The organism is Lactobacillus hominis DSM 23910 = CRBIP 24.179, from assembly GCF_000296835.1.
Classification (GTDB): domain Bacteria; phylum Bacillota; class Bacilli; order Lactobacillales; family Lactobacillaceae; genus Lactobacillus; species Lactobacillus hominis.
On sequence record NZ_CAKE01000009.1, the window covers coordinates 1 to 22,657 of the forward strand.

General features: G+C 38.1%; 28 protein-coding genes and 1 tRNA gene. 27 read left to right on the plus strand and 2 right to left on the minus strand.

Features of this window, described 5'->3' with window-relative positions:
• From BN55_RS10090 to BN55_RS04330, 20 genes are all read left to right on the plus strand, one after another.
• The coding region (locus tag BN55_RS10090) for a phage tail protein (RefSeq protein ID WP_040469260.1) at positions 1 to 764 on the plus strand (764 nt) is incomplete at its 5' end.
• 24 nt (positions 765 to 788) lie between these two features.
• The gene (locus BN55_RS04240) at positions 789 to 1,466 is read left to right on the plus strand and encodes a hypothetical protein (protein ID WP_008470603.1); all 678 of its coding nucleotides are present in this window, start codon (positions 789 to 791) and stop codon (positions 1,464 to 1,466) included.
• On the plus strand, positions 1,463 to 2,506 hold the full coding sequence (locus tag BN55_RS04245; RefSeq protein WP_008470604.1) for an XkdQ/YqbQ family protein: 1,044 nt from the start codon (positions 1,463 to 1,465) through the stop codon (positions 2,504 to 2,506). Before BN55_RS04240 ends, BN55_RS04245 begins: the two co-directional genes overlap by 4 nt.
• Positions 2,479 to 2,883 (plus strand): DUF2577 family protein, encoded by a 405-nt coding sequence (locus BN55_RS04250; RefSeq protein WP_008470607.1) that lies wholly within the window; start codon positions 2,479 to 2,481, stop codon positions 2,881 to 2,883. The genes BN55_RS04245 and BN55_RS04250 overlap by 28 nt, the downstream gene beginning before the upstream one ends.
• Positions 2,884 to 2,896: 13 nt before the next feature.
• Positions 2,897 to 3,268, plus strand: a complete 372-nt coding sequence (locus BN55_RS04255; RefSeq protein ID WP_008470609.1) for a DUF2634 domain-containing protein — start codon at positions 2,897 to 2,899, stop codon at positions 3,266 to 3,268.
• A complete protein-coding gene (locus tag BN55_RS04260; protein ID WP_008470610.1) occupies positions 3,265 to 4,416 on the plus strand; it encodes a baseplate J/gp47 family protein in 1,152 nt (383 codons plus the stop codon). Before BN55_RS04255 ends, BN55_RS04260 begins: the two co-directional genes overlap by 4 nt.
• The gene (locus BN55_RS04265; RefSeq protein ID WP_008470611.1) at positions 4,406 to 4,972 is read left to right on the plus strand and encodes a putative phage tail protein; all 567 of its coding nucleotides are present in this window, start codon (positions 4,406 to 4,408) and stop codon (positions 4,970 to 4,972) included. Before BN55_RS04260 ends, BN55_RS04265 begins: the two co-directional genes overlap by 11 nt.
• Positions 4,973 to 4,984: 12 nt before the next feature.
• Positions 4,985 to 7,156 carry a pyocin knob domain-containing protein gene (locus tag BN55_RS09575; RefSeq protein WP_008470612.1) on the plus strand — a complete coding sequence of 724 codons (2,172 nt, stop codon included), beginning with the start codon at positions 4,985 to 4,987 and terminating at the stop codon, positions 7,154 to 7,156.
• A 10-nt stretch (positions 7,157 to 7,166) separates the two neighbouring features.
• On the plus strand, positions 7,167 to 7,469 hold the full coding sequence (locus BN55_RS04275) for a hypothetical protein (RefSeq protein ID WP_008470613.1): 303 nt from the start codon (positions 7,167 to 7,169) through the stop codon (positions 7,467 to 7,469).
• A 65-nt stretch (positions 7,470 to 7,534) separates the two neighbouring features.
• Complete coding sequence (locus tag BN55_RS04280) at positions 7,535 to 7,915, plus strand: hypothetical protein (RefSeq protein ID WP_008470614.1); 381 nt, start codon at positions 7,535 to 7,537, stop codon at positions 7,913 to 7,915.
• The gene (locus tag BN55_RS04285; RefSeq protein WP_008470615.1) at positions 7,916 to 8,275 is read left to right on the plus strand and encodes a hypothetical protein; all 360 of its coding nucleotides are present in this window, start codon (positions 7,916 to 7,918) and stop codon (positions 8,273 to 8,275) included. It begins immediately after the preceding gene.
• Positions 8,276 to 8,339: 64 nt separating this feature from the next.
• Positions 8,340 to 8,711, plus strand: coding sequence for a hypothetical protein (locus BN55_RS04290; RefSeq protein WP_008470616.1), 372 nt, complete (start codon positions 8,340 to 8,342; stop codon positions 8,709 to 8,711).
• 60 nt (positions 8,712 to 8,771) lie between these two features.
• Positions 8,772 to 9,269 carry a hypothetical protein gene (locus BN55_RS04295; protein WP_008470617.1) on the plus strand — a complete coding sequence of 166 codons (498 nt, stop codon included), beginning with the start codon at positions 8,772 to 8,774 and terminating at the stop codon, positions 9,267 to 9,269.
• On the plus strand, positions 9,269 to 9,478 hold the full coding sequence (locus BN55_RS04300; RefSeq protein ID WP_008470620.1) for an XkdX family protein: 210 nt from the start codon (positions 9,269 to 9,271) through the stop codon (positions 9,476 to 9,478). The genes BN55_RS04295 and BN55_RS04300 overlap by 1 nt, the downstream gene beginning before the upstream one ends.
• 34 nt (positions 9,479 to 9,512) lie before the next feature.
• Positions 9,513 to 9,854 carry a hypothetical protein gene (locus BN55_RS04305; RefSeq protein WP_008470622.1) on the plus strand — a complete coding sequence of 114 codons (342 nt, stop codon included), beginning with the start codon at positions 9,513 to 9,515 and terminating at the stop codon, positions 9,852 to 9,854.
• Positions 9,855 to 9,863: 9 nt separating this feature from the next.
• A complete protein-coding gene (locus BN55_RS04310; protein ID WP_040469263.1) occupies positions 9,864 to 10,157 on the plus strand; it encodes a hypothetical protein in 294 nt (97 codons plus the stop codon).
• 1 nt (position 10,158) lies between these two features.
• Positions 10,159 to 10,344, plus strand: coding sequence for a CD1375 family protein (locus BN55_RS04315; protein ID WP_008470624.1), 186 nt, complete (start codon positions 10,159 to 10,161; stop codon positions 10,342 to 10,344).
• Positions 10,328 to 10,762 (plus strand): hypothetical protein, encoded by a 435-nt coding sequence (locus tag BN55_RS04320; RefSeq protein WP_008470625.1) that lies wholly within the window; start codon positions 10,328 to 10,330, stop codon positions 10,760 to 10,762. The genes BN55_RS04315 and BN55_RS04320 overlap by 17 nt, the downstream gene beginning before the upstream one ends.
• A 77-nt stretch (positions 10,763 to 10,839) precedes the next feature.
• Positions 10,840 to 11,946, plus strand: coding sequence for a GH25 family lysozyme (locus BN55_RS04325; RefSeq protein WP_008470627.1), 1,107 nt, complete (start codon positions 10,840 to 10,842; stop codon positions 11,944 to 11,946).
• Between the two features lie 36 nt (positions 11,947 to 11,982).
• Positions 11,983 to 12,222: a hypothetical protein gene (locus BN55_RS04330; protein WP_008470628.1), complete on the plus strand. Its 240-nt coding sequence runs from the start codon at positions 11,983 to 11,985 to the stop codon at positions 12,220 to 12,222.
• 115 nt (positions 12,223 to 12,337) lie between these two features.
• Here BN55_RS04330 and BN55_RS04335 read toward each other — a convergent pair.
• Positions 12,338 to 12,421 (minus strand) — tRNA-Leu (locus BN55_RS04335).
• A gap of 80 nt (positions 12,422 to 12,501) precedes the next feature.
• Here BN55_RS04335 and BN55_RS04340 point away from each other — a divergent pair.
• The 6 genes from BN55_RS04340 to BN55_RS04365 all read left to right on the plus strand — a co-directional run bounded on the left by BN55_RS04340 (position 12,502) and on the right by BN55_RS04365 (position 19,588).
• Positions 12,502 to 13,362 (plus strand): NAD(P)H-hydrate dehydratase, encoded by an 861-nt coding sequence (locus BN55_RS04340; RefSeq protein ID WP_008470629.1) that lies wholly within the window; start codon positions 12,502 to 12,504, stop codon positions 13,360 to 13,362.
• Entirely contained in the window at positions 13,349 to 14,611 is a 1,263-nt protein-coding gene (locus tag BN55_RS04345) for a D-alanyl-D-alanine carboxypeptidase family protein (protein WP_008470630.1), read from the plus strand. Before BN55_RS04340 ends, BN55_RS04345 begins: the two co-directional genes overlap by 14 nt.
• Before the next feature lie 72 nt (positions 14,612 to 14,683).
• Positions 14,684 to 15,901: a peptidoglycan recognition protein family protein gene (locus BN55_RS09580; protein ID WP_008470631.1), complete on the plus strand. Its 1,218-nt coding sequence runs from the start codon at positions 14,684 to 14,686 to the stop codon at positions 15,899 to 15,901.
• Positions 15,902 to 15,960: 59 nt separating this feature from the next.
• A complete protein-coding gene (locus BN55_RS04355) occupies positions 15,961 to 16,620 on the plus strand; it encodes a L,D-transpeptidase (protein WP_008470632.1) in 660 nt (219 codons plus the stop codon).
• Between the two features lie 255 nt (positions 16,621 to 16,875).
• Positions 16,876 to 18,561, plus strand: a complete 1,686-nt coding sequence (gene argS, locus BN55_RS04360) for an arginine--tRNA ligase (RefSeq protein ID WP_008470634.1) — start codon at positions 16,876 to 16,878, stop codon at positions 18,559 to 18,561.
• A gap of 109 nt (positions 18,562 to 18,670) precedes the next feature.
• The gene (locus BN55_RS04365; RefSeq protein WP_008470636.1) at positions 18,671 to 19,588 is read left to right on the plus strand and encodes a class II fructose-bisphosphate aldolase; all 918 of its coding nucleotides are present in this window, start codon (positions 18,671 to 18,673) and stop codon (positions 19,586 to 19,588) included.
• Positions 19,589 to 19,612: 24 nt separating this feature from the next.
• Here the strand turns inward: BN55_RS04365 and BN55_RS04370 are convergent, their stop codons facing one another.
• Positions 19,613 to 20,479 (minus strand): RluA family pseudouridine synthase, encoded by an 867-nt coding sequence (locus BN55_RS04370; protein ID WP_008470638.1) that lies wholly within the window; start codon positions 20,477 to 20,479, stop codon positions 19,613 to 19,615.
• Between the two features lie 143 nt (positions 20,480 to 20,622).
• On the opposite strand from BN55_RS04370, the gene BN55_RS04375 reads away from it, so the two are divergent.
• The gene (locus BN55_RS04375; protein ID WP_375710909.1) at positions 20,623 to 22,641 is read left to right on the plus strand and encodes a PBP1A family penicillin-binding protein; all 2,019 of its coding nucleotides are present in this window, start codon (positions 20,623 to 20,625) and stop codon (positions 22,639 to 22,641) included.
• Positions 22,642 to 22,657: the final 16 nt, after the last annotated feature.

Here is a 22,657-nt window from a genome sequence, read left to right on the forward strand (position 1 = left end):
TGCAAGCTATCGTTAGTGCTATGCAAGGAGTTATCAACGCCGTCAAAAATGGTGTGAATAATGCTGTCAATGCTGTAAAGAACTTTGCCAGTCACATGATGTCTGCCGGTGCCGACCTGATCAAAGGCTTAATTAATGGTATCAAGTCTATGGTTGGTGCCGCAGTTAATGCTGCTAAAAATGTTGGTAGTAAAATTGTCGGTAGTATCAAAGGCTTCTTACACATTGGATCACCTTCAAGATTAATGAAGAAGTACGGTCGCTGGGTTGATGAAGGTTTGATTATTGGATTGAACCATAGTGCTGGGGACGTAGGCGACTCAGCCCTTGGTGTAGCAATGGGTATTTCTGACGCAGTAGATAGCGTTAATCCAACTATTGATCCATTAACTTTAAGCGGATCTAATCCAGGTGATGAACTTGTAGGTGGCTTTAACCGTGCCTTATCTGCTATAGGCAATGTTGCTGGCGCAATCAGTGATTTAAATGGCTCAAGTGCCAACATTGGTATTTTTGGTCAAGCCGCAATTGCAGGCAATGGAGTTGTTGGCAGCAACAACGTTGTGGGCTCTGGCGCATTAACTCCAGGTACTACTACTTTTGGCCAAACAACTACAACCAACCAAACTCAAAACCAAACTCACGTTAACATTGATTCTGGTGCTATCGTTGTTCAGTCAACTGGTAGTGAAGATTACGATGCTGACAAGATGTTAGAAGCTCTAGAAAACAAGATCATGGAGCAGAAAGATAGAGCCTTGTAATTAAGGCTATAGGAGGTTGATATTATGGCCTTAAATGGCTTCGGTATATATATTACCGACTACTCAAATAACCAAACAGTGGAGCTACCAGTTAATCCGTCTGAGGTGTCTCTAAAGCTTGAAAGTGATGATAAATCACAAACAGTCATAAACTTGGGTGAGATAAGTCAGCTAGGCTATATCAAGCTATCTAGCATCAGTATAGCTAGTGTATTCACGGAAAAACGTGAACGATATGTAAGCTCGGATGACTTTAGAACCCCCCAAGAGTACATTGACTGGCTTAAAGGCATTCAAGAAAAACGACATCACGTTCAACTTGTAATAGGTGGCACAAAGATTAGTTTGACTATGTCTATATCTTCTTTTGAGTATGGCTTAAAAAAAGCTTATACAGAGGAATACGCTTATACTTTGGATTTTAAAGAGTACCGTGAGGCTAAGTATGAAAAGATTAACTCACCATCAAAACCAGCAATAAAAAGACCTGCACCACCTAAAAAAATGGGTGTTGGTTCAATTGTCATTGTTAATGGACAATTGCATTTAAATAGTAATGGACGTGGCGCAGGACAATATGAACGTAATGCCAGACGCAAAATCACCTATCTAGCTCCTGGTCATCGCTATCCAGTTCATGTTTCACTGGTTAATGGTGGTGCTAGGGGATGGGTTAAACAGTCAGAGGTGAGATTAGCTTGATTACTAAATTCAGAATTCTGGATCATGTCAGACAAGACGGCCACGAGGCTAAAGACATTGTCAAAAACCTAAAATGGCAGACAGATCTAAACTTTAGTGCTGGTCAACTCACATTTGATCTGGTTAAGGCAGGAACTCCGATTGTTCCGGCACAAGGTGCAATTGTTGATTTTGCTTGGGATAACACTAATATCTTTTGGGGCTTTGTCTTTAAAAGTGAGTATAAGGGTGACAATACGGTTAGTGTTACCGCCTATGACTTTATGAGATACCTTAAAAGTGAAGGATCTATAGTTTTTCAATCACACACTTTAGCCGACCGGGTAACTGAAGTGTGCAGACGTGATGGAGTCCCTTTTAGAATTGTCAATAGACCGTCTTACAGAGTGCCAGCAGAAGTGTGTGATGGTAAGACAGGTTTTGATATGATCAAAAGTGCTATCGATAAGACATATACCGCAACTGGTCAACGTTATGTACTATCAACTAACTATAAAATTGTGGAGCTTCGAAAGGCTCCATTTTTTAATAAACAAGAATTAGTAATCGATAGTCGTACAACCATGACAGATTATACCTATACTGAAAGCATCGATAATGCTGCTAATGTTGTGCAAGTAGTCCATAAGGACCAAAAGAAGTCGCAGACTAAAACGGCTACCGCCAGTTCAACAACTGGTGATGACCCTAAAACAACTAGTTTCACTGTGGCCACTGTAAGAGGGAACACTATTAAGCAATGGGGACAGATGATCAAAGTTGAAAATGCAAAAGAAAAGGCAAACTTTGCCCAGATGGTTCAGCAAGCTAAGGATAAGCTTAAGGAATTAAATCAGATTGAAAAGACCTTAACAGTTGATTGTATTGGTGAACCTTCTTTGGTTCCTGGCTCTGGTGCTAATGTCTATATCAAAGACTTGGGTCTTACTTGGAAAAATTGTCCAATCTTAAAAGCTACACATAATTTTGGTGTTGATTACACTTGCAGTTTAGAAATGAAGGTGGGTAATAAATGGCAGGAGAACGGCTCTACAAGTTAATGACCTCTAGGGGCGGTAGCGATAGCGATTATTCAGACGTTGTCTATGGCGTTGTCGTTTCTACCAAGCCTTTAAAAGTTCAGCTATCTAACCAGATAGTTATTGATGACAATTTCATTATCTTAGGTAAGCATATCGGCAAAATTAAGCTTGCTGGTAAAGCTAAGATTAAAGTTAAGTCACACGCTGACCAAGTTGGCGATAAGTCTGGTATGCGCCCAGATGTTGATGAAGAAATAGACTTTCCTAAACAAGAATATTATTTCGAAATTGATAACGAACTTAAGGTAGATGACAAGGTAACTTTAATTCGTGCAGATGGCGGACAGCAATTTTATCTTTTTGAACGTAAAGATAAAGATGGCTATGGCTTTTAGAAAGGTGGGTTAAATGGATAATGAAGACACTAATCCTACACTGACCTTTCAGGTAGCACACGGCAGGATTAGAAATAAATTTGACGGCTTGCAAGCTATGGTACAAGCCGTTGATAAAATCTTAAAGACAGAACGGTTTGTTTATCCTATCTATAGCGATCAGTACGGCAATGACCTCAACGAACTACTTGGTAAAGGGTTCGACTATGCCAAGGTAGAAGTTGAGAGAATGACCAAAGAGGCGCTATTAGCAGATGACCGAGTTATCTCGGTTAAGATAAATAGCATTAAACAAACTGACTCAACAACATTAAGCGTGACTGGTACTTGTTTAACCAGTTATGGCGATATTCCTATAGAAAGCGAGGTGGAAGTTAAAAAATGAGTCCTAATGAATTGGTGGAAGAGTTCCAATCAAGGGACTACCAATATTTTTTAAATAAAATGCTGGACGCTGTCCCAGAGAATATAGATAAGCGTGAAGGCTCAATTATCTATGATGCTTTAGCACCTGCAGCTATGGTTATTGGTCAGCAATCCTTAAGCATGGCTAATATCATCAAAGAAACTTATATCAAGACAGCAGAAGGGGAGTTCTTAGATTACCGTGCAGCAGAACATGGAACTGAAAGATATCCAGCTACTCATACCGAGGCGAAAGCAAAAGTTTTAGATGACAATCAGGAACCGTTAAAAAATGTAAAAGTGGGCGATAGGTTTGCCAGTATTGGCGACTCGCCTATTTTTTATACCGTTGTTTCAATCAACAATGATTACACGGTTCAATTGCAAGCTGAAGTTGCTGGTTCTAGCGCTAATGCTTATATAGGTCAAGTAATTCCAGTTACTCCAAACGATGCATTATCGTGGGCTGAGATCATCGAAATTACTGCACCAGCGAGAGATACTGAAACAGATGACCACTTGCGTAATCGTTTGTTAAGTTCCTCTAGCTGGATTGCTTACGGTGGCAACATTGCTGATTACTTAGATATGCTAAGCAAGATTAGTGAAGTTGGAGCAGGTCAGGTCTATCCAACGTGGGACGGTGCTGGAACTGTCAAACTGGTCATTCTTGATAATAAATTGATGCCTGCAAGCTCCACGCTTGTTAAGCAAGTTAAAGATAAGATTGACCCAGAAGACAAAGAAGCTCAAGGTTATGGGCTGGCTCCAATTGACCACAGGGTTACTGTAGTAGCTCCAGATCGCTTAAAAATTGATATTGCGATAACCGTTAAGCTTGATGATAATAAGGCTCCTAACGTGGTTAGAGCAAATATTAAAGGCGCCATTGAAGGCTACTTTGAAATGTTAAGAGGTCAATGGAATAAGACCGACTCCAAAACTGGTCGGGGCTACTCCATGGTTATCTATCGTTCTAAGATCTTATCACAAGTGATGCTTGTTGAAGGTGTGATTAATGCACAATTACCACAGTTAAACGGTGGTAGCAATGATGTGACGCTTGCATTTAATAATCAGACGTCACAATTGCCAGTGTTAGGGGATGTGACAATCAATGAGCAATAGCGACAAGTACGAACTTCTTAGGTATATGCCTGACTACTACGATGGCGTTTATGAAATGGTTGAGCTACTGAAAGCACAAAGCAAGACTTTGAGTGAGATAGAAGATAACCATACTCGGAGCTTACTGAATGAGTTTGTCACGCAAGCGGACGAAAAAGGTATCTCAATCTTTGAAGATCAGTTAGGCATAAAGCCAGGAGCTAACGACACTTTAGAAACTCGAAGAAACAAGGTTTTAATGTACGGATTACCTCCACAACCTATAACTGTGCGGTATCTACAGAACCTATTTAAGATTTCGAGCATTCCAGCTGAGGTGTCCGTAGATTATCACCAAAGAACTGTTATTATCTCTGCTAAATCTGCAGAAATTAGCGCTAGTCAGCTTGATTATATGAAGTACCTGCTAAATGTATCTATTCCAGCTAATATGCTCTACGAAGTTAAGATTGCTCTTAATAACGTAGAGTTAACAGATGACTGGTTTATTGGTATTGGTATGACTTCAAGAGCTGAGTTAACGGTAGGCGCAGACTTAAGCCAAGTCTATAACTAGAAAGGGGACAAAATGTCAAAATATAGAAAAACAGTGTTAACCAATGCTGGTCTTGACTTGGTTAAAAGAGCTAATCAAGGTAAAGCACGGTTTCACTTGACACGGGGCGCATCTTCCACTGAAGACTTGCGCCAGTTCAGTATTGCAGACTTGCAAAACATGACAGAATTGCCAAGCATTATGCAATATTCAGGACTTAGCAATATCGAAAATACAATCAAGACGCCAGACGCAGTTATAGGCGTCAAGATGAACTTTGATAACAAAGACTTAAAGCACGGCTATAAAGTCAACGCTGTTGGGTTGTATGCTATGGAAGATGCTGAAGATGCCACTGAGTTCTTATATGCCTTATCTGTGGCAGACGAACCAGAACAAATACCAGACTTTACTAATGACGTGCTTTTCAAGTTTAACTTGATGATGTACGTGGTAATTGGTCGTAAGGACAATGTCACAGTAACTGTTAGTGCTGACGATGTTTATACTAAGAATCAGACTTACTCACGCACTGAAATCAAAGAGCTGCTAGATGAACTTACTAAAGATCATCAAAAGATACTAGACGGCAAAGCTGATAAGGATAGCGTTTATAACAAGACCGAAGTAGACAATAAGCTCGATACTAAGGCAAACAAGTCAGATGTTTATACTAAGACTGAAGTAGATACCAAGTTAGACAGTAAGGCTGATAAATCTGACCTTCAAGCCCTCAACATTGACCAATATGCTAAAAAAGCGGACGTACAAAGTGCATATCATAAAGATGTGCCGGCTAGTCTTACTGAACTCAATAACCTTACTGAAGAGGGCTTGTGGAGTTTTAGAGCAAACTTTAATGACGCTCAATGGAATGCGGTTGCTAATAAACCGCCTACTGATAGATATGCACTATACAAGGTGTCGAAAATTCAAGATGATCTTTTCCAAATCTGTTATCCAACTGGCTCTGTTCAAATCTACTACCGCATGGCTAGTGGCGGAGGTAAATCGTGGAGTGCTTGGCAATCTCTGGTTAATAATTCCACTTACTCAGATACTGAAATCGACAAGAAAATTGATGCTGCTGGTAAGGTTAAAAAGGTTGCTGGAGTTGACCCGGACAATTCGGGCAACGTTCCAATTAACGTCAATGTTGTTACTGGTTACAACGTGGATAGCCAACAAGCTACCCAAACTACTAAATCAGTAACGCAGCCTGTTTATATTGATAAATCAGCATTTCAAACAATTGCAGAAAGAATTAAGCAAAATTCAACCACTGTTCAAACCTTGCAACAAGTACGAGATGCAATTGTAACTCAGACAAACCCTAACGACATGAAGACGTCGGGACATTACTTTTATACAGGTAATTCGCAACTTCCTTTTGCTGGTTGGGGTTTCTTAGATGTTGTCAAAACTCCAGATACTACAAGAGTCCGACAAATAGCAACACCAGATGGCTACAATACCCAATACATAAGAGGAATTGGACCAACTGGGACGTGGACTAATTGGGTAAACATTAAGCAGCCTAGCTGGAGCGATATTACTAATAAGCCTAAATACCGGTATTCTTTGTACAACGGTAACATTCACTTCAATTCGTCTAGCGGTAACTTTGAATGGTTCACTAAAAATTACACTTCTAATGAAGTCTCCGACAGTGGCACAATGGCCATTGATTTAGACGATGATGCCGCGTTACAAGAAACAGCTACAGCGTTAAACAATGTTAAAAATAGGGCTTATAGCTCTTTGCCTTTAGCGGGCGGAAGCATGAACTTATATTCAACAATTAATTGGAACGGTGGGGGTATCAATGACCGATCTGGTAATCTTGGTGGTTTAACTTGGTCTGGTGGAACTGATAGCGCAAGGATCTATGGTGATCAGAACGGTAACGATAATCTAGATTTAGCGATTGATTTAGGCGATGACAACTCTAATCATGTTTCCTTTAGATGGAATAGTGCGGAAAAAGCAGCGATTAGGTCAGATGGTCACTACACTGGTTCTGTTGATTGGAGCAATGTTTGGGGCAGACCTGACGTTGCAACCCAGCAGCAAATTAAAGACCATCAAAACCAGATCAATGCTATTAACTCCAGATTAAATGAGTTAGGCTTTCACGTATTCAATACGGAGGCTGAGTCACTAGCGGCAAGTAAGCAACACCCGGGCTGGGTATGTATTCCATAGGGGGTAATTTATGGAGATGAAAAATATTAGATCTCTGCACATTGCGGGGGTCAAGTTTTCAAGAATTTCAAATATAAAAGCCAAGCTGAAAAATCCAGCGACGCTTTACTATGAGCCTGATACTAATTCTGGTGGTTCTAACACAGCAAACTATAATCAAGCGTACTATGACTTATTTGAGGCTGAACCGTTTGATAACAAACACGGAAGTATATTTTATCCGGTGATTGTTGAAACTCCTTACGGTAATGGCATAGGTCGCTGGGTTTACTGGATTGAAACCAAGAACGTTCTAGAGATCGTGGGGGGGTAAAAACCGCCTTCTATTCCACTTTTGGCGAGCTTTTACGTCGCTTTTTCAAAAAGAAGGTGGCGTAAATGCAGGTTAATGGCAAAGAGGTTGAAACCCTACACATTGCTGGAGATAAATTTACAAAAAATCTGGCTGGGAAAACATTTAAGCCTAATCAATCAGCCGAGCTGCACAATTATGCTTATATTCAGGGAGAAGATATGGGACCAAGCCCTCGAAGTGATTTATTAGTTGATGCGTCATTCACAGATAATGAGGGTAACCGCTGGTATGTAGTAACTGGAGATTTTCACTACAACGATTTTACTGGCGAGGGTTACATTAATAAGAGAACTTTTTATCTCAATGAAAATCAGTTCAAGTCGATCATAACTGGGGGGGGAGCTAGAACCCTTTACCTGCTTGAGCTTACGTCATTTAGTCAACTTCAAAGGAAGGTGGCTTAGATGAAAGTACAAGGCAAGGAAGTAACACAATTACACATTGACGGCACTAAGTTTTCGCAAGTTCACGACATTGTTAATAAGGTCATCGAGTTTGTTTGGTCAAAAGATTACTCGTTTGCGCATTATTTAGGTTCGCAAAATCAAGATCTTGTTGAACTTCATACGATAGACGGTAGTGACGTTGGGGACAATACCAGTACTATGGCCTATTACTATGCTGGACGAATGAAAGTTATGTGGTACTTTAATGGATTAGCTATTATTAAAGTGCTGGATAGGTACGGTGGCTTTGACCCATCTAAAAATTATCTGTTTTGGTTACACATAACATCTAAGAACTGGAAAGTTGTAGGGGGGTAATTAACCTTCTTTATTACTTGATACATAAAGCATTCAGCCACTTCCTAACTGGGGAGGCGGTAGCATGCTAAAAGCGCAAGGCAAAGAAGTTACCTCACTCCACATAGACGGCACACGTTTTGAACGTAGCAAGTCTAATTGGATTGTCACACCCAAAAATTCGACTGTTCAAATGTATAGGTGGGGAGCTGATACAACTGATAGCCACGCCAAGGGAATATATATGCTTGGTCCAAGTGTTATATGGAATGACTTCTTAAAGTATGGTGTAAATTATGCTGTTATTTCGACAATCCAAGCTAATGGGGAATTGTATTATCTATTGTTTGATTACACATATTCAGGTGCCACAACAATGCCAATAGCAAAAGCTAGCGACATGAATATAGTTAAACAAACCTCAGAACCTACTCATGGGTTCGCATTTTACGAATAAAAAACAAGCCTTAGCGGGCGTTCCGCTAGGGCTTTTATTATGCAGAAAGGAATTTTAAAAATGGCAGAAGAAAAACAAGTTCAACCAGAAACGACAGAAATTAAGGGGACAAAATGGTATGTATATTACCAAAGTGATCCACATGGCACTACAAGAAGTGATCGTTTCCATGTAATTACAACGCCAGTACCATATGACACCATTCCATGGCATACTCACGCTGAAAAACCACCAGAAAAATTAACTAACCCTGTTTGGTCAGATGAAGTTAATTTTTGGGTTGAAGACACCTTAACTGGTCAAGACGGACAATTAGCCAAGATTTCAGATGCGGTTGAAAAATTACAAGAAAGTCATGAACAAGCAGTTGAGCAAACTGAACAAGCTAGTCAAATGATGGAGCAAGTACAAGCTCAACAAATGAATAGTGCCAAGATGATGGGACAATTCAGCGCTGGCATGCTCCAGATGCAACAAATGCTGAAGAATATCAATGACAAGCTTGGTGCTCCTACTGAAACCAAGCCAGCAGATACTAAGGAAGAAGGTAATAAATAATGTTTTTCGATTTCACTACTATCCAACAAGAGCTAGAAAATCAATATAAGCAGCAATACGACTGGGGCTGGTTTGGCGATGAAACTACCGCTAAAAACACTCTAAAAGGCTATGTTGCACTGGGTATCTTATCAAAAGAAGGCTATAAGAGAATTACGGGGGTGGAATATCGTGAAGCGAGAAATCAAAGCCCTGTGGCACAATCTTAAGCTTAATCCAATCCATTTTAAATTGGGGGTATTAATGGCTCTATTCGGGCTAATTTTATTAATTAACGACCACTTCTTTTTGTGGCCACCTGAATGGTCAGACTTTTTTAATAATGACTGGGTCGACGCTTACGCCATTGCAGTGGGTGTTGGCTTAATCAGTTTTGTGCTAGCTGGAGGTAAAAGCCAACTTGCTAATGCGATCTTGTTAACCTGTACCATGGTGTTTTTAACAGTAATCACAGTCCTATCTTCAGGGCTTTTTTTATTGCACCGTGACTATGGGCAATTCGTTTATGTAGTAGGTTTCCTGTATGAGATGTCAGATGTTTTAAAGCTAGCAATTTATACAAAGACAGTAAAACGTCGAAAGTAGGTGGTAGAAGTGCAAGAATGGCTCGACTTTATCCAAAAGCTCGCACTTCTTATCAGCGCTATCACAGGGCTGGCCACTATTTACTTTTCCATGCGGAAATTTACGCATGATGAAAAAAAGGAAAAGCACGACGAAAGCAATGACGATGCTGAAATGTATCGCAAAAGGTGGCTAGCAGCAGAAGAGGGGTTCGACGACCTCTATAAGGAAAATGCAAAATTGCGTGAAAAGATAAGTACCTTAGAAAATCAGATTGAAGAACTTAAGCAGAAAATTCAAAGACTAAGAAATCGAGGTAAGTAATATGAAGAAGCCAAGTATTAGAGTGATTGATTATGTGGTGTTAGTTCAATCTAACGTCATGACAATTGAGGATGTTCCTAGTGACATTCAAGGCAAGGTAGCTGAATGGCTATCTTTTTTTGTTGACGGAAAAAAGGAAAATAATTCCGAAACTGCAAGAGGTGGTTTAAATGCTCAAAACAATTAGCGACTGGTTACCATGGGTAGCTATGGTTGTGATGTATGTAGCTGGCAAAATTGCCAGCTACTACGAATATAGTAAAAAGAACGATCCTGAAGTAGCGAATAAGTTTAAGCATGTTGGCGAACTTGCTAAGTGGGCAGTCGCAGATCAATCAAGATATAGCGACAAGGCTGGATCTGTTAAGTTTGATGATGCGGTTAAGAGTCTAACCAATCAAGGCGTTGATAAGTCAATGGCACAAGGCGCTGTACAAGATGCTTACTTGAACTCTGATCTTCCTAAGTCAGAACCCAAGCCAGCCCCAGCACCAATTATTATTCCTAAAGTCACAGACCCAGTTGAAGTTGTCCCAATCAAGCCAGTTGAAGACAACAATGCGGTTCTTGATGATTTAGAGGTCAACAATAATGAAAAAATATAGTACTTATAATGAGTGGATCTTTTCAACTTTTAAAAAGCCAGTTCAGAAAGAAACGATTAAAAAGGTGGTGCTAGATAATGCAAAAAAACACGTATGGCGTTGATGTATCAAGCTTTCAATCAACTAATCTAGGAAGTTATGCTGTTAATGGTGCTAAGTTTGCTTTTATCAAGCTTACGCAAGCGACTAACTACAAGAACCCTAATGGTTCAGGACAGATTGCTAGCGCAAAAGCTAATGGCATTGAGGCTAATGGTTACTTCTATGCAACGTTTGGCAACAATGCTAACTCTGCAGTACTTGAGGCTCAATACGCTGTAGCAACTGCTAAGGCGTGGGGACTACCCGCAGGTTCTTACATTGCTACTGACTGGGAAGAAGGCTCGGGCAACTATACTGGAGGTAGTGCGCAAGCTAACACCAGTGCAATTCTTGCAAGTATGGACGTTATCAGCCGTGCAGGGTATAAGCCCATGCTTTACTCTGGAGCTTACTTATTAAAGAACGCAGTGTTCACTAGTCAAATCATTAGCAAGTATCCTAATTCTCTATGGGTTGCAGCATATCCAAATGGTAATGGCGTTGCGGTTTCAAGTCCTAATTTCGGGTACTTTCCATCAATGGACGGGGTAGCAATCTGGCAATTTACTGATAAATGGCGAGGAATGGACGTAGACGGGAATATTGCGGTTATCAGCACTTCTAATAACTCCTCAAGCTCAGTAGCAAGTAATGCACAAACTAATGGCGAATGGCACCCAGAAGTTAAATATAACGAACTAGGGCGTTTTAAAATCACTAAGCCTAATGGTGCTAAGCTATACAACAATGCTAATTTAGTCCTAGAGGCTTCAAAGGACGTTAGAAAATGCGGAGAAACTTATAAGATCTTTAATGCGTCTAAAGGTGCGGTTTGTGCTGGTACTGGTCAATTTTTCTCGCAAGCGGACGGGTCGACTAAGATCAATCCACTTGCTGTTAATGCTAGTGCTAGAGTTACCTGCAAGGTAGTAGAAGAGAATGTCTACACTCAAAACGAGTTAAAACCGTCAGCAGGAATTAAACACCTACCTAAAGGTTCAACCTGGAACGTTTTCGGACGCAAAGGCAAGTACTTAATCGTTGGTAGCGAAAAAGATGGTAAATACGTTGATGGCGACAAGTGTAGAGTAATTCTTTGGTAAACAACTAAATACAATTTAAAAGCCATTCTGGAGCGTTTGCCCTGGAGTGGCTTTTTTTATTTTTTAAAAAATGTAAATTATTCAGACTATGAAACATACATTGGCTTTGATGCTGTTGCATCTTCGAAAGAAGATGCTTTTAAGATGTATTTAGATAAGTTGAAAAAAATATATAAGTCGGAGTATGATGAAATAGACAAAGATATAAATAATTATGATATAGAAGAATATAACTTAACTAAAAAAGTTTGTTTGCCTATTTTTAACAACGGCTAGTAATTTGATATGAATAAAAGCACCCGTTTTAATAAAAAACGAGTGCTTTTTTGATGTTTCGCCAACTTTTCGCCAATATATTGGCTTGAACTGTTGATAAATCGGCAAAGTGTTATGCCCTGAACAGGAGTCGAACCTGCACTTTCAAAAGAAAATAGCGACCTGAACGCTACGCGTCTGCCAATTCCGCCATCAGGGCTTAAATATTAAAGAACATAGATAATTATACTAAATAATTGGTAAAATTAAAATGATATCTATTATAAATATGGAGCAAACATGGAAATTATTGATCAATCGATTTTAAGTAAAGTAATAAAAAAAAGAAAAAGCAAGAGCCACAAGGGGAATTATGGAAGATTATTAATTATCGGTGGTAGTGCCAATTATGGTGGAGCTGTTATCATGGCAGCTGAAGGAGCTCTCAATAGTGGTGCTGGTTTAATTTGTGTTGCTACTCATTCTATCAATTCGGCTGCTTTACATGCCCGCGATCCAGAAATTATGTTTTTAGACTGGCATGATGAAAATGGCTTAAAGCAAATGATTCCACAAATGGATGTTATTGTTTGTGGGATGGGCCTAGGAAATGATAAGTTGGCTAAGCATATACTTGAATTGCTCAAAAAGTATGTAACATCTGATCAAGTGGTTGTTTTGGATGCAAGCGCACTAGATTTAATTGCACAAGATAAGAATTTATTGCTTCACCAAGCTAAAAAAATAGTTTTAACTCCACATCAAGTGGAATGGCAAAGACTAAGTCAAATTAGAATTCAATATCAAAGCGATGCGGCTAATCAAGAAGCGTTAGATAATTTATTCCCTGAAAAGAATGCTTATTTGATTTTAAAATCTAGCCATACTAAGATTTATGATCAGGAAGGCAATATTTTTGAAAATCCAATTGGTAATCCTGGTATGGCGATTGGTGGCATGGGAGATACTTTGGCTGGAATTGTTGGCGGCTTTATAGGGCAATTTGGTGCTGGTATCGAAACGCTACAAGCGGCTGTGTATTTGCATTCTTTAGCAGGGGATCGAATTTTTAAAGATAATTATATTGTTAAGCCAACTCAGTTAAGTGCAAGTTTACCCTTATTAATGAAAAAGTATGAGAGTCAAAATGAAGAAAATTAATAAATGGTTATTATTACCAATCACTTTTATTATTTTGTTTTGTGTGGGATGCAGTCAAAAAAATACTAATCCTGTAAAATTACCTGCGCCTGCAACTTCTTATCAAGAAAATAGTTTAGATTTAAAAGTAAAATCGGCAGTAGCATTTGATTTGAAAAATGGACAGATTTTTTATGCTAAAAATGCGACAAAAAAATATCCTGTTGCATCGATGTCCAAATTAATTACTATTTATCTTACCTTGCAAGCTATTAAAGATGGCAAAATTAGCTGGGATCAAGAAGTAACACCGGATAAAGATATTGTTAGTGTGGCAAATAATCAAGATTTTGCCAATGTAGCTATTAAGTTAAACCACAGTTATACTATTAGACAGCTTTATCAAGCTACGCTTATTCAATCAGCTAATGATGCAGCAATGATGCTCGCTAAGGCAGTAAGCGGCAACCAGCAAAAGTTTGTAATCCAAATGCGTGAGTTGCTAAAGAGTTGGGGAATAAATGACGCACAAATTTATACTCCCGATGGATTGCCGAATTACTCACTAGGCTCGCAAAAATTTACTGATAATAAAATGGCTGAAAATGAATTGTCCGCAAATGATATGGGCATTGTTATTCAGCATTTATTAAAAGATTATCCACAAGTAATTGAAACAACTAAGATTGCTAAATTAGATTTTAAAGACGAAAATTCTAATTTTCAGATGCAAAATTGGAACTGGATGTTGCCGGGATTGTCTCAATATGACGCTCAGTTTCCTGTTGACGGATTAAAAACAGGAACGACTGATGCGGCTGGAGCTTGTTTTGCCGGAACTATGGTGAAAAATGGTAGACGAATTGTGACTGTAGTGATGGGCGCAAAGCATGTTGATAGTAGCGATCCGTCAAGATTTGATGAAACTAAAAAATTATTAACTTTTATTTTTAATAACTACCAGCTATATATCTTTAAAAAAGGTCAAAAACTTAACGGGACAAATACAGTTTCTGTAAAATCAGGCAGACCTAAAAAGGTAACCCCAGTTTTACAAGAAGATAATGGGGTATGGCTTAGAAATAATCAAAAATTGCAAATGCAGTTTAACCAAAACTTTATTACAGCTCCAGTAAATAAGGGCGAGAAGGTTGGCACTCTAATTGATACTTCAATTCCAGCTTTAAATAAAAATAATGCACTGACTTTGCCTGCAACAGTTAATGAGAATATAAAATCAGCAAACTTTTTTAGTCAGATTTTTAACTGATAATAAAATTTAATGTTGGCAAACTCGCTCATGATTTATACTATTCAATGTATATAGAGAGGAAATAATGTAATGAAAAAAATAACCTTATTATCTGCTACAGTTCTTGCTAGTTTATTAATTATAAGCAACAACCAGCAAAAAGTTCATGCAGCAACAGTTCAAGATGCGCGAACTACGAATGTGAATCAAAGTAGCGTTAATGCTTATATTAATAACAATAAATTGCCTTATTCAGGGGTGACCGATGAAACAGCTAAGAGCACCTTTACTCGCGCTGGCGATTATCGTAATGGTAAGCCAGAAGGAATTGTAATTCACGAGACGGCAAAGCCAAATATTTCTGCGCAGCAATGGGCAGATATTTATAACAAAGAATGGCAAAAGCGTCAAACCTATGTCCATGCCTTCGTTGATCATAAGCAAGTAGTTCAAATTGCACCAACTGATAAAACAGTCTGGGGAGCTGGATATTATGCTAACCAACGTTTTATTCAAGTAGAATTATGTGAAGAAAATAATTTTGAAGATTTTGCTCAAAGTCTTCAAAATGATGCCACTTATGTAGCAACTTTACTCCATAAATATAATTTAAAGCCAAGTTTAGCAACTAGCGCTCAAACTGGTACAATCTGGTCGCACCATGACGTTTCTCGCTATTTAGGAGATACTACACACACTGATCCAGATGATTATTTTGCAAAAAACAATTACTCAATGGCGCAGTTCTTTGATTTGATTAAACAAAGATATGACGAATTGAGTCCAGTTGTAAATAAACCAGTAGAAAATAGTAATATCAAGAGTATCAATGATATTGCTAAAATAACTTATGATGGTCCAGGAAAAGTAGCTATTTGGAACGATTATGGCGCAAATAAGCATGTTGTAAAATATTTAGCTAAAAATACTCACTGGAAAGTATTTAAACAAGCTACCTATAATGGTCGTACTTGGTACAATCTTGGTGGCAACCAATGGATTGATGGGCAATATGTAACTTTGTCTAATAACTCAGCGCCTACTATTTCAGCGTCAAAGAATAATTCAAGCGTAACTGTTGGTAAGGGTGTTACACCAATTAACAAAGTTGTTTCAATTACATACAATGGTCGCGGTAAAGTGGCTGTTTGGAGCAATTTTGATGAAACTAAACATATTACAGGAAAATATTTAGCTAGAAATACAAATTGGAAGGCTTTTAAGATTGCTACTGATTCGCGCGGCCATAAATGGTACAATCTTGGGGGAAGCCAATGGATTGATAGTTCATACATCAGAGAAAAATAGGGCTTTTAGTCTTATTTTTTTAACAAAGTAAAGCATTAATACAGAAAGAGGATGAATCAATGCATAAAAATGTAAAGTTATTGGGAATAATAGTCGTGATTGCTATATTTTTATGTGGATTCGCCGTCTTTCAATATAATTCGCGCTCTTTAAATATTTTTGAACCTACTAAAACAGTTAAGGTAAAAAGTTCAAAAAAAGTACCAAAAAAGAAAGAGAAGAAATTTCTTTTATATAAAGACCCTTCAGATATTGAAAAAGAAGGCACTTGGAAAAAGAAAAGCGAGAAAAAAACTCAACCTAATTTGGCCACTGTTAAAGATCTCTGGATTCGAGTATCGCTAAAAGGCAATCGGACCTACATTATGAGTGGCAATAAGCCAATTTATACGATGCTTTCTACAGCGGGTCGGTTTAATAAATCAGGTAAATCTGATACTCCTGTAGGTACTTATCATATTGAAGCCGAAAAGGGCCAAGCATTTTTTAATCAAAAGCTTGGTGAAGGAGCTTTAAATTATGTCAGCTGGCATAAGCATGGAATTTATCTTTTCCATTCTGTACCAACAAAAAAAGATAAGTCCATTAACGTTAAAGAAGCTAATAAGCTTGGAAAAACTGCAGCTTCGCACGGCTGCGTACGTTTAAGCATTCCAGATTCTAAATGGTTAATGAACAATGTTCCTTATGGGACAAAAGTTGTAATAAAAAAATATTAATTTTAATGTTGGCTCAGCACCTATAAGCTGTTATAATCTAGTGACGAAAGGATTAAAAGTAGTAGTAAAGATATTTTTTTAGCGAGTCTATGTTGGTGGAAGATAGATAGAATTCTTTATGAAGGCGTGTTTAATCTGTTAGGTTAATTAAAATAATGAGCGGATACTTAGTATCAACTAGAGTGGTACCGCGGGTGATACACTCGTCTCTTTCTACATTGTAGGAAGAGGCTTTTTTTGTGAAAAGGAGAAAAAATGGATTTTAAAAATGAAGTCGTTGAATTAATTGCCAGTCAAGTTGATTTACCTAAAGAAAAAATCAATGCGTTAATTGAACGTCCTAAAAATGAAAAGATGGGAGATTATGCATTTCCAGCATTTACTTTGGCTAAAGTTTTGCGCAAGAATCCTGCACAAATTGCAACTGATATTGCAGCTAACATTAGTAGCGATGATTTTTCAAGTATTAAATCAGTTGGTCCTTACGTTAACTTTGCAATTGATCATGAAAAATTGATTTCTGCAACTTTAGCAGATGTTTTAACTAAGCAAAATCATTACGGTGATCAAAAATTGGGTGAAGGCAATGTGCCAATCGATATGTCTTCTCCTAACATTGCTAAGCCAATGTCAATGGGGCACTTGCGTTCAACTGTAATTGGTAACTCAATTGCTAAAACTATGCAAAAAGTTGGTTATACTCCAATTAAGATTAACTACCTTGGCGACTACGGTACACAATTTGGTAAGTTGATTGCTGCTTATAAGCATTGGGGTAATGAAGAAGACGTTAAAAAAGATCCAATTATGAATCTTTTCCATTACTACGTTCGCTTCCACAAAGAAGCTGAAACTAACCCAGAACTTGATAATGAAGGCCGCGAATGGTTTAAGAAGCTTGAAGATGGTGATCCAGAAGCAGTTAAATTATGGAAGTGGTTCCGCGAAGTTTCGCTTGAAGACTTTAAGCGCATTTATAAAGAACTTGGCGTAACTTTTGATTCTTATAACGGTGAAGCTTTCTTCAACGATAAGATGCAACCAGTTATTGATGAATTAAAAGATAAAGGCTTGCTGCATGAATCACGTGGTGCACAAGTTGTTGACATGGGTAAAGATGAAAATCCTGCCATTATTGTTAAGTCAGACGGTACCTCAATTTATTTAACGCGTGATTTGGCTGCTGCCGAATGGAGAATGAAGGAATATAACTTCGTTAAGATGCTCTACGTAGTAGGTAACGAACAAGCACAACACTTCGTTGAACTGAAGACTGTTTTGAAGAAGATGGGCTATGATTGGTCAGATGAAATTCACCATATCCCGTTTGGCTTGATTACTCAAGGTGGTAAGAAATTATCTACTAGAAAAGGCAACGTAGTTTTCCTTGATCAGGTATTAAAAGATGCTGTTTCACTTGCTAAGAAGCAAATTCAAGAAAAGAACCCGGATTTAGCTGACCAAGATCAAGTCGCTCATGATGTTGGTGTTGGTGCCGTTGTCTTCCACGATTTGAAGAATGATCGTTTAGACAATTTTGACTTTGACCTAGAAGAAGTTGTGCGTTTTGAAGGCGATACTGGTCCTTATGTTCAATACACTAATGCTCGGGCACAAAGTGTATTGCGTAAAGCCGCCAAAATGGGCGTAAAGCCAGCTCAAGATGGTTTTAATTTAGATGATGAATGGGCATTTGCAGTTGCAAAAGATTTAGCAGATTTCCCAAGAATTATTGCACGTGCAAGCGATAAATTTGAACCATCAATTATTGCTAAATATTCTCTAAACTTAGCTAAGAAGTTTAACAAGTATTATGCAAATGTTAGAATTCTTGATCAAGATGATCAAATTGCAAGTAGATTAGCTTTAGTTGAAGCAACATCAATTGTCTTAACTGAAGCATTGCGTTTATTAGGTGTGAATGCGCCTGAAGAAATGTAATTTGTAAAAATTATTAAATGAAATCGCTTTTATTTAGGCATAAGTATGTTAACTTTTGCACTATTGAGTTAAAATAATGATGTGTTAAAAATTTAGGAGGTATTTTTTAATGGCTTATTTAGTAAATGGTAATGACATTTTCAAAGCTGCTCGTGAAAATCACTACGCTGTTGGTGCTTACAACACTAACAACCTTGAATGGACTCGTGCACTTTTAAGAGGTGCTAAGGAAACTAGAACTCCTTTATTGATTCAAGTTTCTACTGGTGCTGCTAAGTACATGGGTGGTTACAAGACTGTTAAGGACTTAGTTCTTAACGAAATGGATAACATGGACATCGATGTTCCAGTTATCTTGAACTTGGACCATGGTGACTACGAATCAGCTAAGGAATGTATTGCACTTGGCTACTCCTCAGTTATGTTTGATGGTCACAACTTACCAACTGACGAAAACTTGGCAAAGACTAAGGAAATCGTTAAGTTAGCTCACGAAAGAGGTATCTCTGTTGAAGCTGAAATTGGTAAGATTGGTGAAAACCAAGGTGCCGATGGTGGTGAATTAGCTTCTGTTGAAGATGCTAAGACTTTCGTTGCTGCTGGTGTTGATAAGCTTGCTTGTGGTATTGGTAACATCCACGGTGTTTACCCAGAAGGCTGGAAAGGCTTGAACTTCGACCGTTTGAAGGAAATTGCTGATGCTGTACCAGGTGAACCACTTGTTCTTCACGGTGGTTCTGGTATTCCTCAAGACCAAATCGAAAAGGCAATTCAATTAGGTATTGCTAAGATCAACATCAACACTGAATTCCAATTAGCATTCCAAGCTGCTACTCGTAAGTACATCGAAGACAAGATGGACTTAGACAAGGGTAACAAGGGTTACGACCCACGTAAGCTTTTGAGAGCTGGTACTGACGCAATTACTGATTCTATGAAGGAAATGATTTCATGGATGGGTACTGCACCAATCGACTCAAAAGAATCTTCAGTTAAGTTTGATGAAGCTTCATTAAACGAAGAATAAGATTGATATTTTAAAAGCGGACTCTTAATTGAGTCCGCTTTTTTTTGTATTCAAATAAATATTTTTTCTTTCAAAGCCAAAAGGCTCGATAAAAGACATATGAAAAGCTGTTAATTGCAAGTTTTGTCCTTCTTGAAAATTAGGATTATAAAGAGGATCGCCAATGATTGGTGCGCCAATAGCAGCTAAATGAACTCTGATTTGATGAGTTCGCCCAGTTTCTAGAGTAACTTTTAATAGCTTGTAATCTGTATTTTTTTCAATTACTTGGTAATGCGTAATTGCCGTAAGCCCACTAGGACTAACCATCCTTTTTCTTTGATCATCTGGATCATGAGCAATAGCTAGGTCAATGATTCCTTGATCTGGAATTTTACTGTTAGTACTAACTTTTGCATAATAATCTCGATGAAAAGTTTTCGTTGTTAATTGACTATTTAAAATAGGAACAACTGCAGGATTTTTAGTTATTAATAATAAACCGCTAGTTAGCATATCGAGACGATGAACGATGTAGGGTGAATAACCTAGATAGTAGGCTGCATCATTTAGTGCAGTATCTGTTTCAAATAAATTGGGATGCGTTTTTTGTCCGCTAGGCTTATTAATAATCAATACATTGTCATCTTCATAAACAATATCTGGCAAATGTCCACTAGGCTTATAAGGGTGCTGCAGGCTTTCGACATGATCAAGAATTATTTTTATTTGATCATCTTGTTTTATTTTGAAATTAAGTGGTAAATATTTGCCATTAATTAGAATGTTTTTTTCAATTCTTAGATAATGGCGCCATTTGCGTGGAATTAATAGCTGGCGCATTAATTGGTCAACAGTAATGTTTTTTGAAAATGGGTAAGTTAAATTGAAAGTATAGTTTTTATTCATCATATTGTTTAGTGAAATCTTAAGTTATCAAGCACTTTTTAAAGCTAAATGTATGCTAAAATTTTAATATTAAGTAAGTTTAGTTAAGGAAAAGGAAGTTTGCCTTCATGCATTCGCAAAAAAATGAATTTTGGCACAAAATACACATGAGAATCAAGAATTTTAATCATCGCTTCCAGATCTGGCGATGGTTAATTTTGCTTGTCTTGATTTGCTTTTTAAGTGTCTGTACTTATTATACAGTTAAAGTTAAAACATCCAACATTTCCAATTTAAAAGCTTCTTTATCAACAACAACTACGATATTTGACGATAAAAATCAAAAAGCAGGGTCCCTTTATTCGCAAAAAGGGACTTTTGTGGAATTGGATAAAATTTCGCCCGATATTCAAAATGCAGTGATTTCAACCGAAGATAGAACTTTTTATAAAAATCCTGGTTTTAGTGTAAAAGGAATGGCTCGTGCAGCAGTTCAAGGAATTTTGCACCATGGCATTGTTGGAGGAGGGTCAACTTTAACTCAGCAATTAGCTAAAAATGCCCTGCTTACTCAGCAGCAAACATTTTCTCGTAAAATTGAAGAGCTGTTTTTTGCCATTGAAATTAATCACACTTATTCCAAAAAAGATATTTTGACGATGTATTTAAATAATGCCTATTTTGGTAATGGTGTTTGGGGCGTGCAAGATGCATCTAAGAAATATTTTGGTAAAGATGCTAGCGATGTTAACTTATCAGAAGCTGCGACGATTGCGGGTATGTTAAAAAATCCGAGTGGCTATAATCCAATCGATCATATGCAAAATGCAATTCAGCGTCGTAATGTGGTGCTTGGCTTAATGGCAAACAATCATAAGATTACTGAGCAGCAAGAAAAAGAGGCACAGTCGTCTTCACTAGTTTTGCGTGATACCTTTATGCAAGATGATGGCTATCGCTATCCCTATTTTTTTGATGCAGTTGTTGATGAAGCAATTAATCGTTACGGCTTAAGCGAAGAAGACGTAATGAATAAGGGATTAAAAATATATACTACCTTAGATCCAAGCTATCAATCAGCAATGCAGGAAAGCTTCAACAATAGCTATAATTTTCCGCCAAATGCAGCAGATGGCACTAAAGCTCAAGGCGCCAGCATTGCTATGGATCCAAAAACTGGGGCAGTAAGAGCGATAGTTGGTGGACGCGGTCAGCATGTATTTAGAGGCTACAATCGTGCAACGCAGATGAAGCGTCAACCGGGTTCAACCATGAAGCCACTAGCGGTATATTCGCCAGCGCTTCAAAACGGCTATCATTATGACTCAGAACTTTCTAATAAGCTACAAAAATTCGGCAAAAATGATTACGAACCGCATAATGTTGATAACCAGTACTCAAATAAAATTCCAATGTATCAGGCTTTAGCCGAAAGTAAAAATGTGCCAGCGGTTTGGCTTTTAGATAAAATTGGTGTTAATAAAGGCGTTCAATCAGTTGAAAACTTTGGAATTCATGTCAATAAGAGCGACCGCAATTTGGCGCTCGCTTTGGGCGGCCTATCCAGCGGAGTTTCGCCATTGCAAATGGCTAGGGCATATAGTGCATTTGCCAACAATGGTAATTTGCCAAATCAAGCCTACTTTATTACCAAAATAACTGATGCTAGTGGCAAAGTGCTCGCACAAAATAATAACCCGGGCAATCACCGAATTATTTCTAATAATACGGCCAAAGAAATGACATCAATGCTTTTGGGCGTCTTTACTAATGGTACTGGTGCGAGTGCTCAGCCACATGGCTTTCAAGTAGCAGGAAAAACTGGTTCAACCGAAGTGCCAAATTCATATGGTTTTGGCACTAAGGACCAATGGATTGTCGGGTATACGCCAGATATTGTGGTTTCAACCTGGGTTGGTTTTGATAGAACTGATCAGCAGCATTATATGCAAGGTATTTCTGAAACAGGAATTACTCGTTTGTATAAATCAGAAATGGAAAATATGCTGCCATATAGTCCGCAAACTAAGTTTAAAGTTAAAAGTCCACAAGTTATTGCCAAAGATACCGGATCAGATTCAGATTGGCTAGGAAATATTGGCAATCAGGTCCAAAAAGGGCTAAATGATGCCGGGCAAAAGGTCAACGAATGGTATAATAGTCTCAAAGGCTTATTTGGTCACTAACAATTAAAGGAGAACA

Bases quoted from the DNA above. Each gene is read 5' to 3' on its own strand.
- BN55_RS04285 (WP_008470615.1), top strand. From the start codon at position 7,916: ATGAAAGTACAAGGCAAGGAAGTAACACAATTACACATTGACGGCACT.
- BN55_RS04305 (WP_008470622.1), top strand. From the start codon at position 9,513: ATGGCTCTATTCGGGCTAATTTTATTAATTAACGACCACTTCTTTTTG.
- BN55_RS04265 (WP_008470611.1), top strand. From the start codon at position 4,406: ATGAGCAATAGCGACAAGTACGAACTTCTTAGGTATATGCCTGACTAC.
- BN55_RS04295 (WP_008470617.1), top strand. From the start codon at position 8,772: ATGGCAGAAGAAAAACAAGTTCAACCAGAAACGACAGAAATTAAGGGG.
- BN55_RS04315 (WP_008470624.1), top strand. From the start codon at position 10,159: ATGAAGAAGCCAAGTATTAGAGTGATTGATTATGTGGTGTTAGTTCAA.
- BN55_RS04275 (WP_008470613.1), top strand. From the start codon at position 7,167: ATGGAGATGAAAAATATTAGATCTCTGCACATTGCGGGGGTCAAGTTT.
- BN55_RS04250 (WP_008470607.1), top strand. From the start codon at position 2,479: ATGGCAGGAGAACGGCTCTACAAGTTAATGACCTCTAGGGGCGGTAGC.
- BN55_RS04355 (WP_008470632.1), top strand. From the start codon at position 15,961: ATGCATAAAAATGTAAAGTTATTGGGAATAATAGTCGTGATTGCTATA.
- BN55_RS04260 (WP_008470610.1), top strand. From the start codon at position 3,265: ATGAGTCCTAATGAATTGGTGGAAGAGTTCCAATCAAGGGACTACCAA.
- BN55_RS04255 (WP_008470609.1), top strand. From the start codon at position 2,897: ATGGATAATGAAGACACTAATCCTACACTGACCTTTCAGGTAGCACAC.
- BN55_RS09575 (WP_008470612.1), top strand. From the start codon at position 4,985: ATGTCAAAATATAGAAAAACAGTGTTAACCAATGCTGGTCTTGACTTG.
- BN55_RS04370 (WP_008470638.1), bottom strand. From the start codon at position 20,479: ATGATGAATAAAAACTATACTTTCAATTTAACTTACCCATTTTCAAAA.
- argS (WP_008470634.1), top strand. From the start codon at position 16,876: ATGGATTTTAAAAATGAAGTCGTTGAATTAATTGCCAGTCAAGTTGAT.
- BN55_RS04365 (WP_008470636.1), top strand. From the start codon at position 18,671: ATGGCTTATTTAGTAAATGGTAATGACATTTTCAAAGCTGCTCGTGAA.
- BN55_RS04375 (WP_375710909.1), top strand. From the start codon at position 20,623: ATGAGAATCAAGAATTTTAATCATCGCTTCCAGATCTGGCGATGGTTA.
- BN55_RS04300 (WP_008470620.1), top strand. From the start codon at position 9,269: ATGTTTTTCGATTTCACTACTATCCAACAAGAGCTAGAAAATCAATAT.
- BN55_RS04320 (WP_008470625.1), top strand. From the start codon at position 10,328: ATGCTCAAAACAATTAGCGACTGGTTACCATGGGTAGCTATGGTTGTG.
- BN55_RS04340 (WP_008470629.1), top strand. From the start codon at position 12,502: ATGGAAATTATTGATCAATCGATTTTAAGTAAAGTAATAAAAAAAAGA.
- BN55_RS09580 (WP_008470631.1), top strand. From the start codon at position 14,684: ATGAAAAAAATAACCTTATTATCTGCTACAGTTCTTGCTAGTTTATTA.
- BN55_RS04345 (WP_008470630.1), top strand. From the start codon at position 13,349: ATGAAGAAAATTAATAAATGGTTATTATTACCAATCACTTTTATTATT.
- BN55_RS04325 (WP_008470627.1), top strand. From the start codon at position 10,840: ATGCAAAAAAACACGTATGGCGTTGATGTATCAAGCTTTCAATCAACT.
- BN55_RS04280 (WP_008470614.1), top strand. From the start codon at position 7,535: ATGCAGGTTAATGGCAAAGAGGTTGAAACCCTACACATTGCTGGAGAT.
- BN55_RS04290 (WP_008470616.1), top strand. From the start codon at position 8,340: ATGCTAAAAGCGCAAGGCAAAGAAGTTACCTCACTCCACATAGACGGC.
- BN55_RS04240 (WP_008470603.1), top strand. From the start codon at position 789: ATGGCCTTAAATGGCTTCGGTATATATATTACCGACTACTCAAATAAC.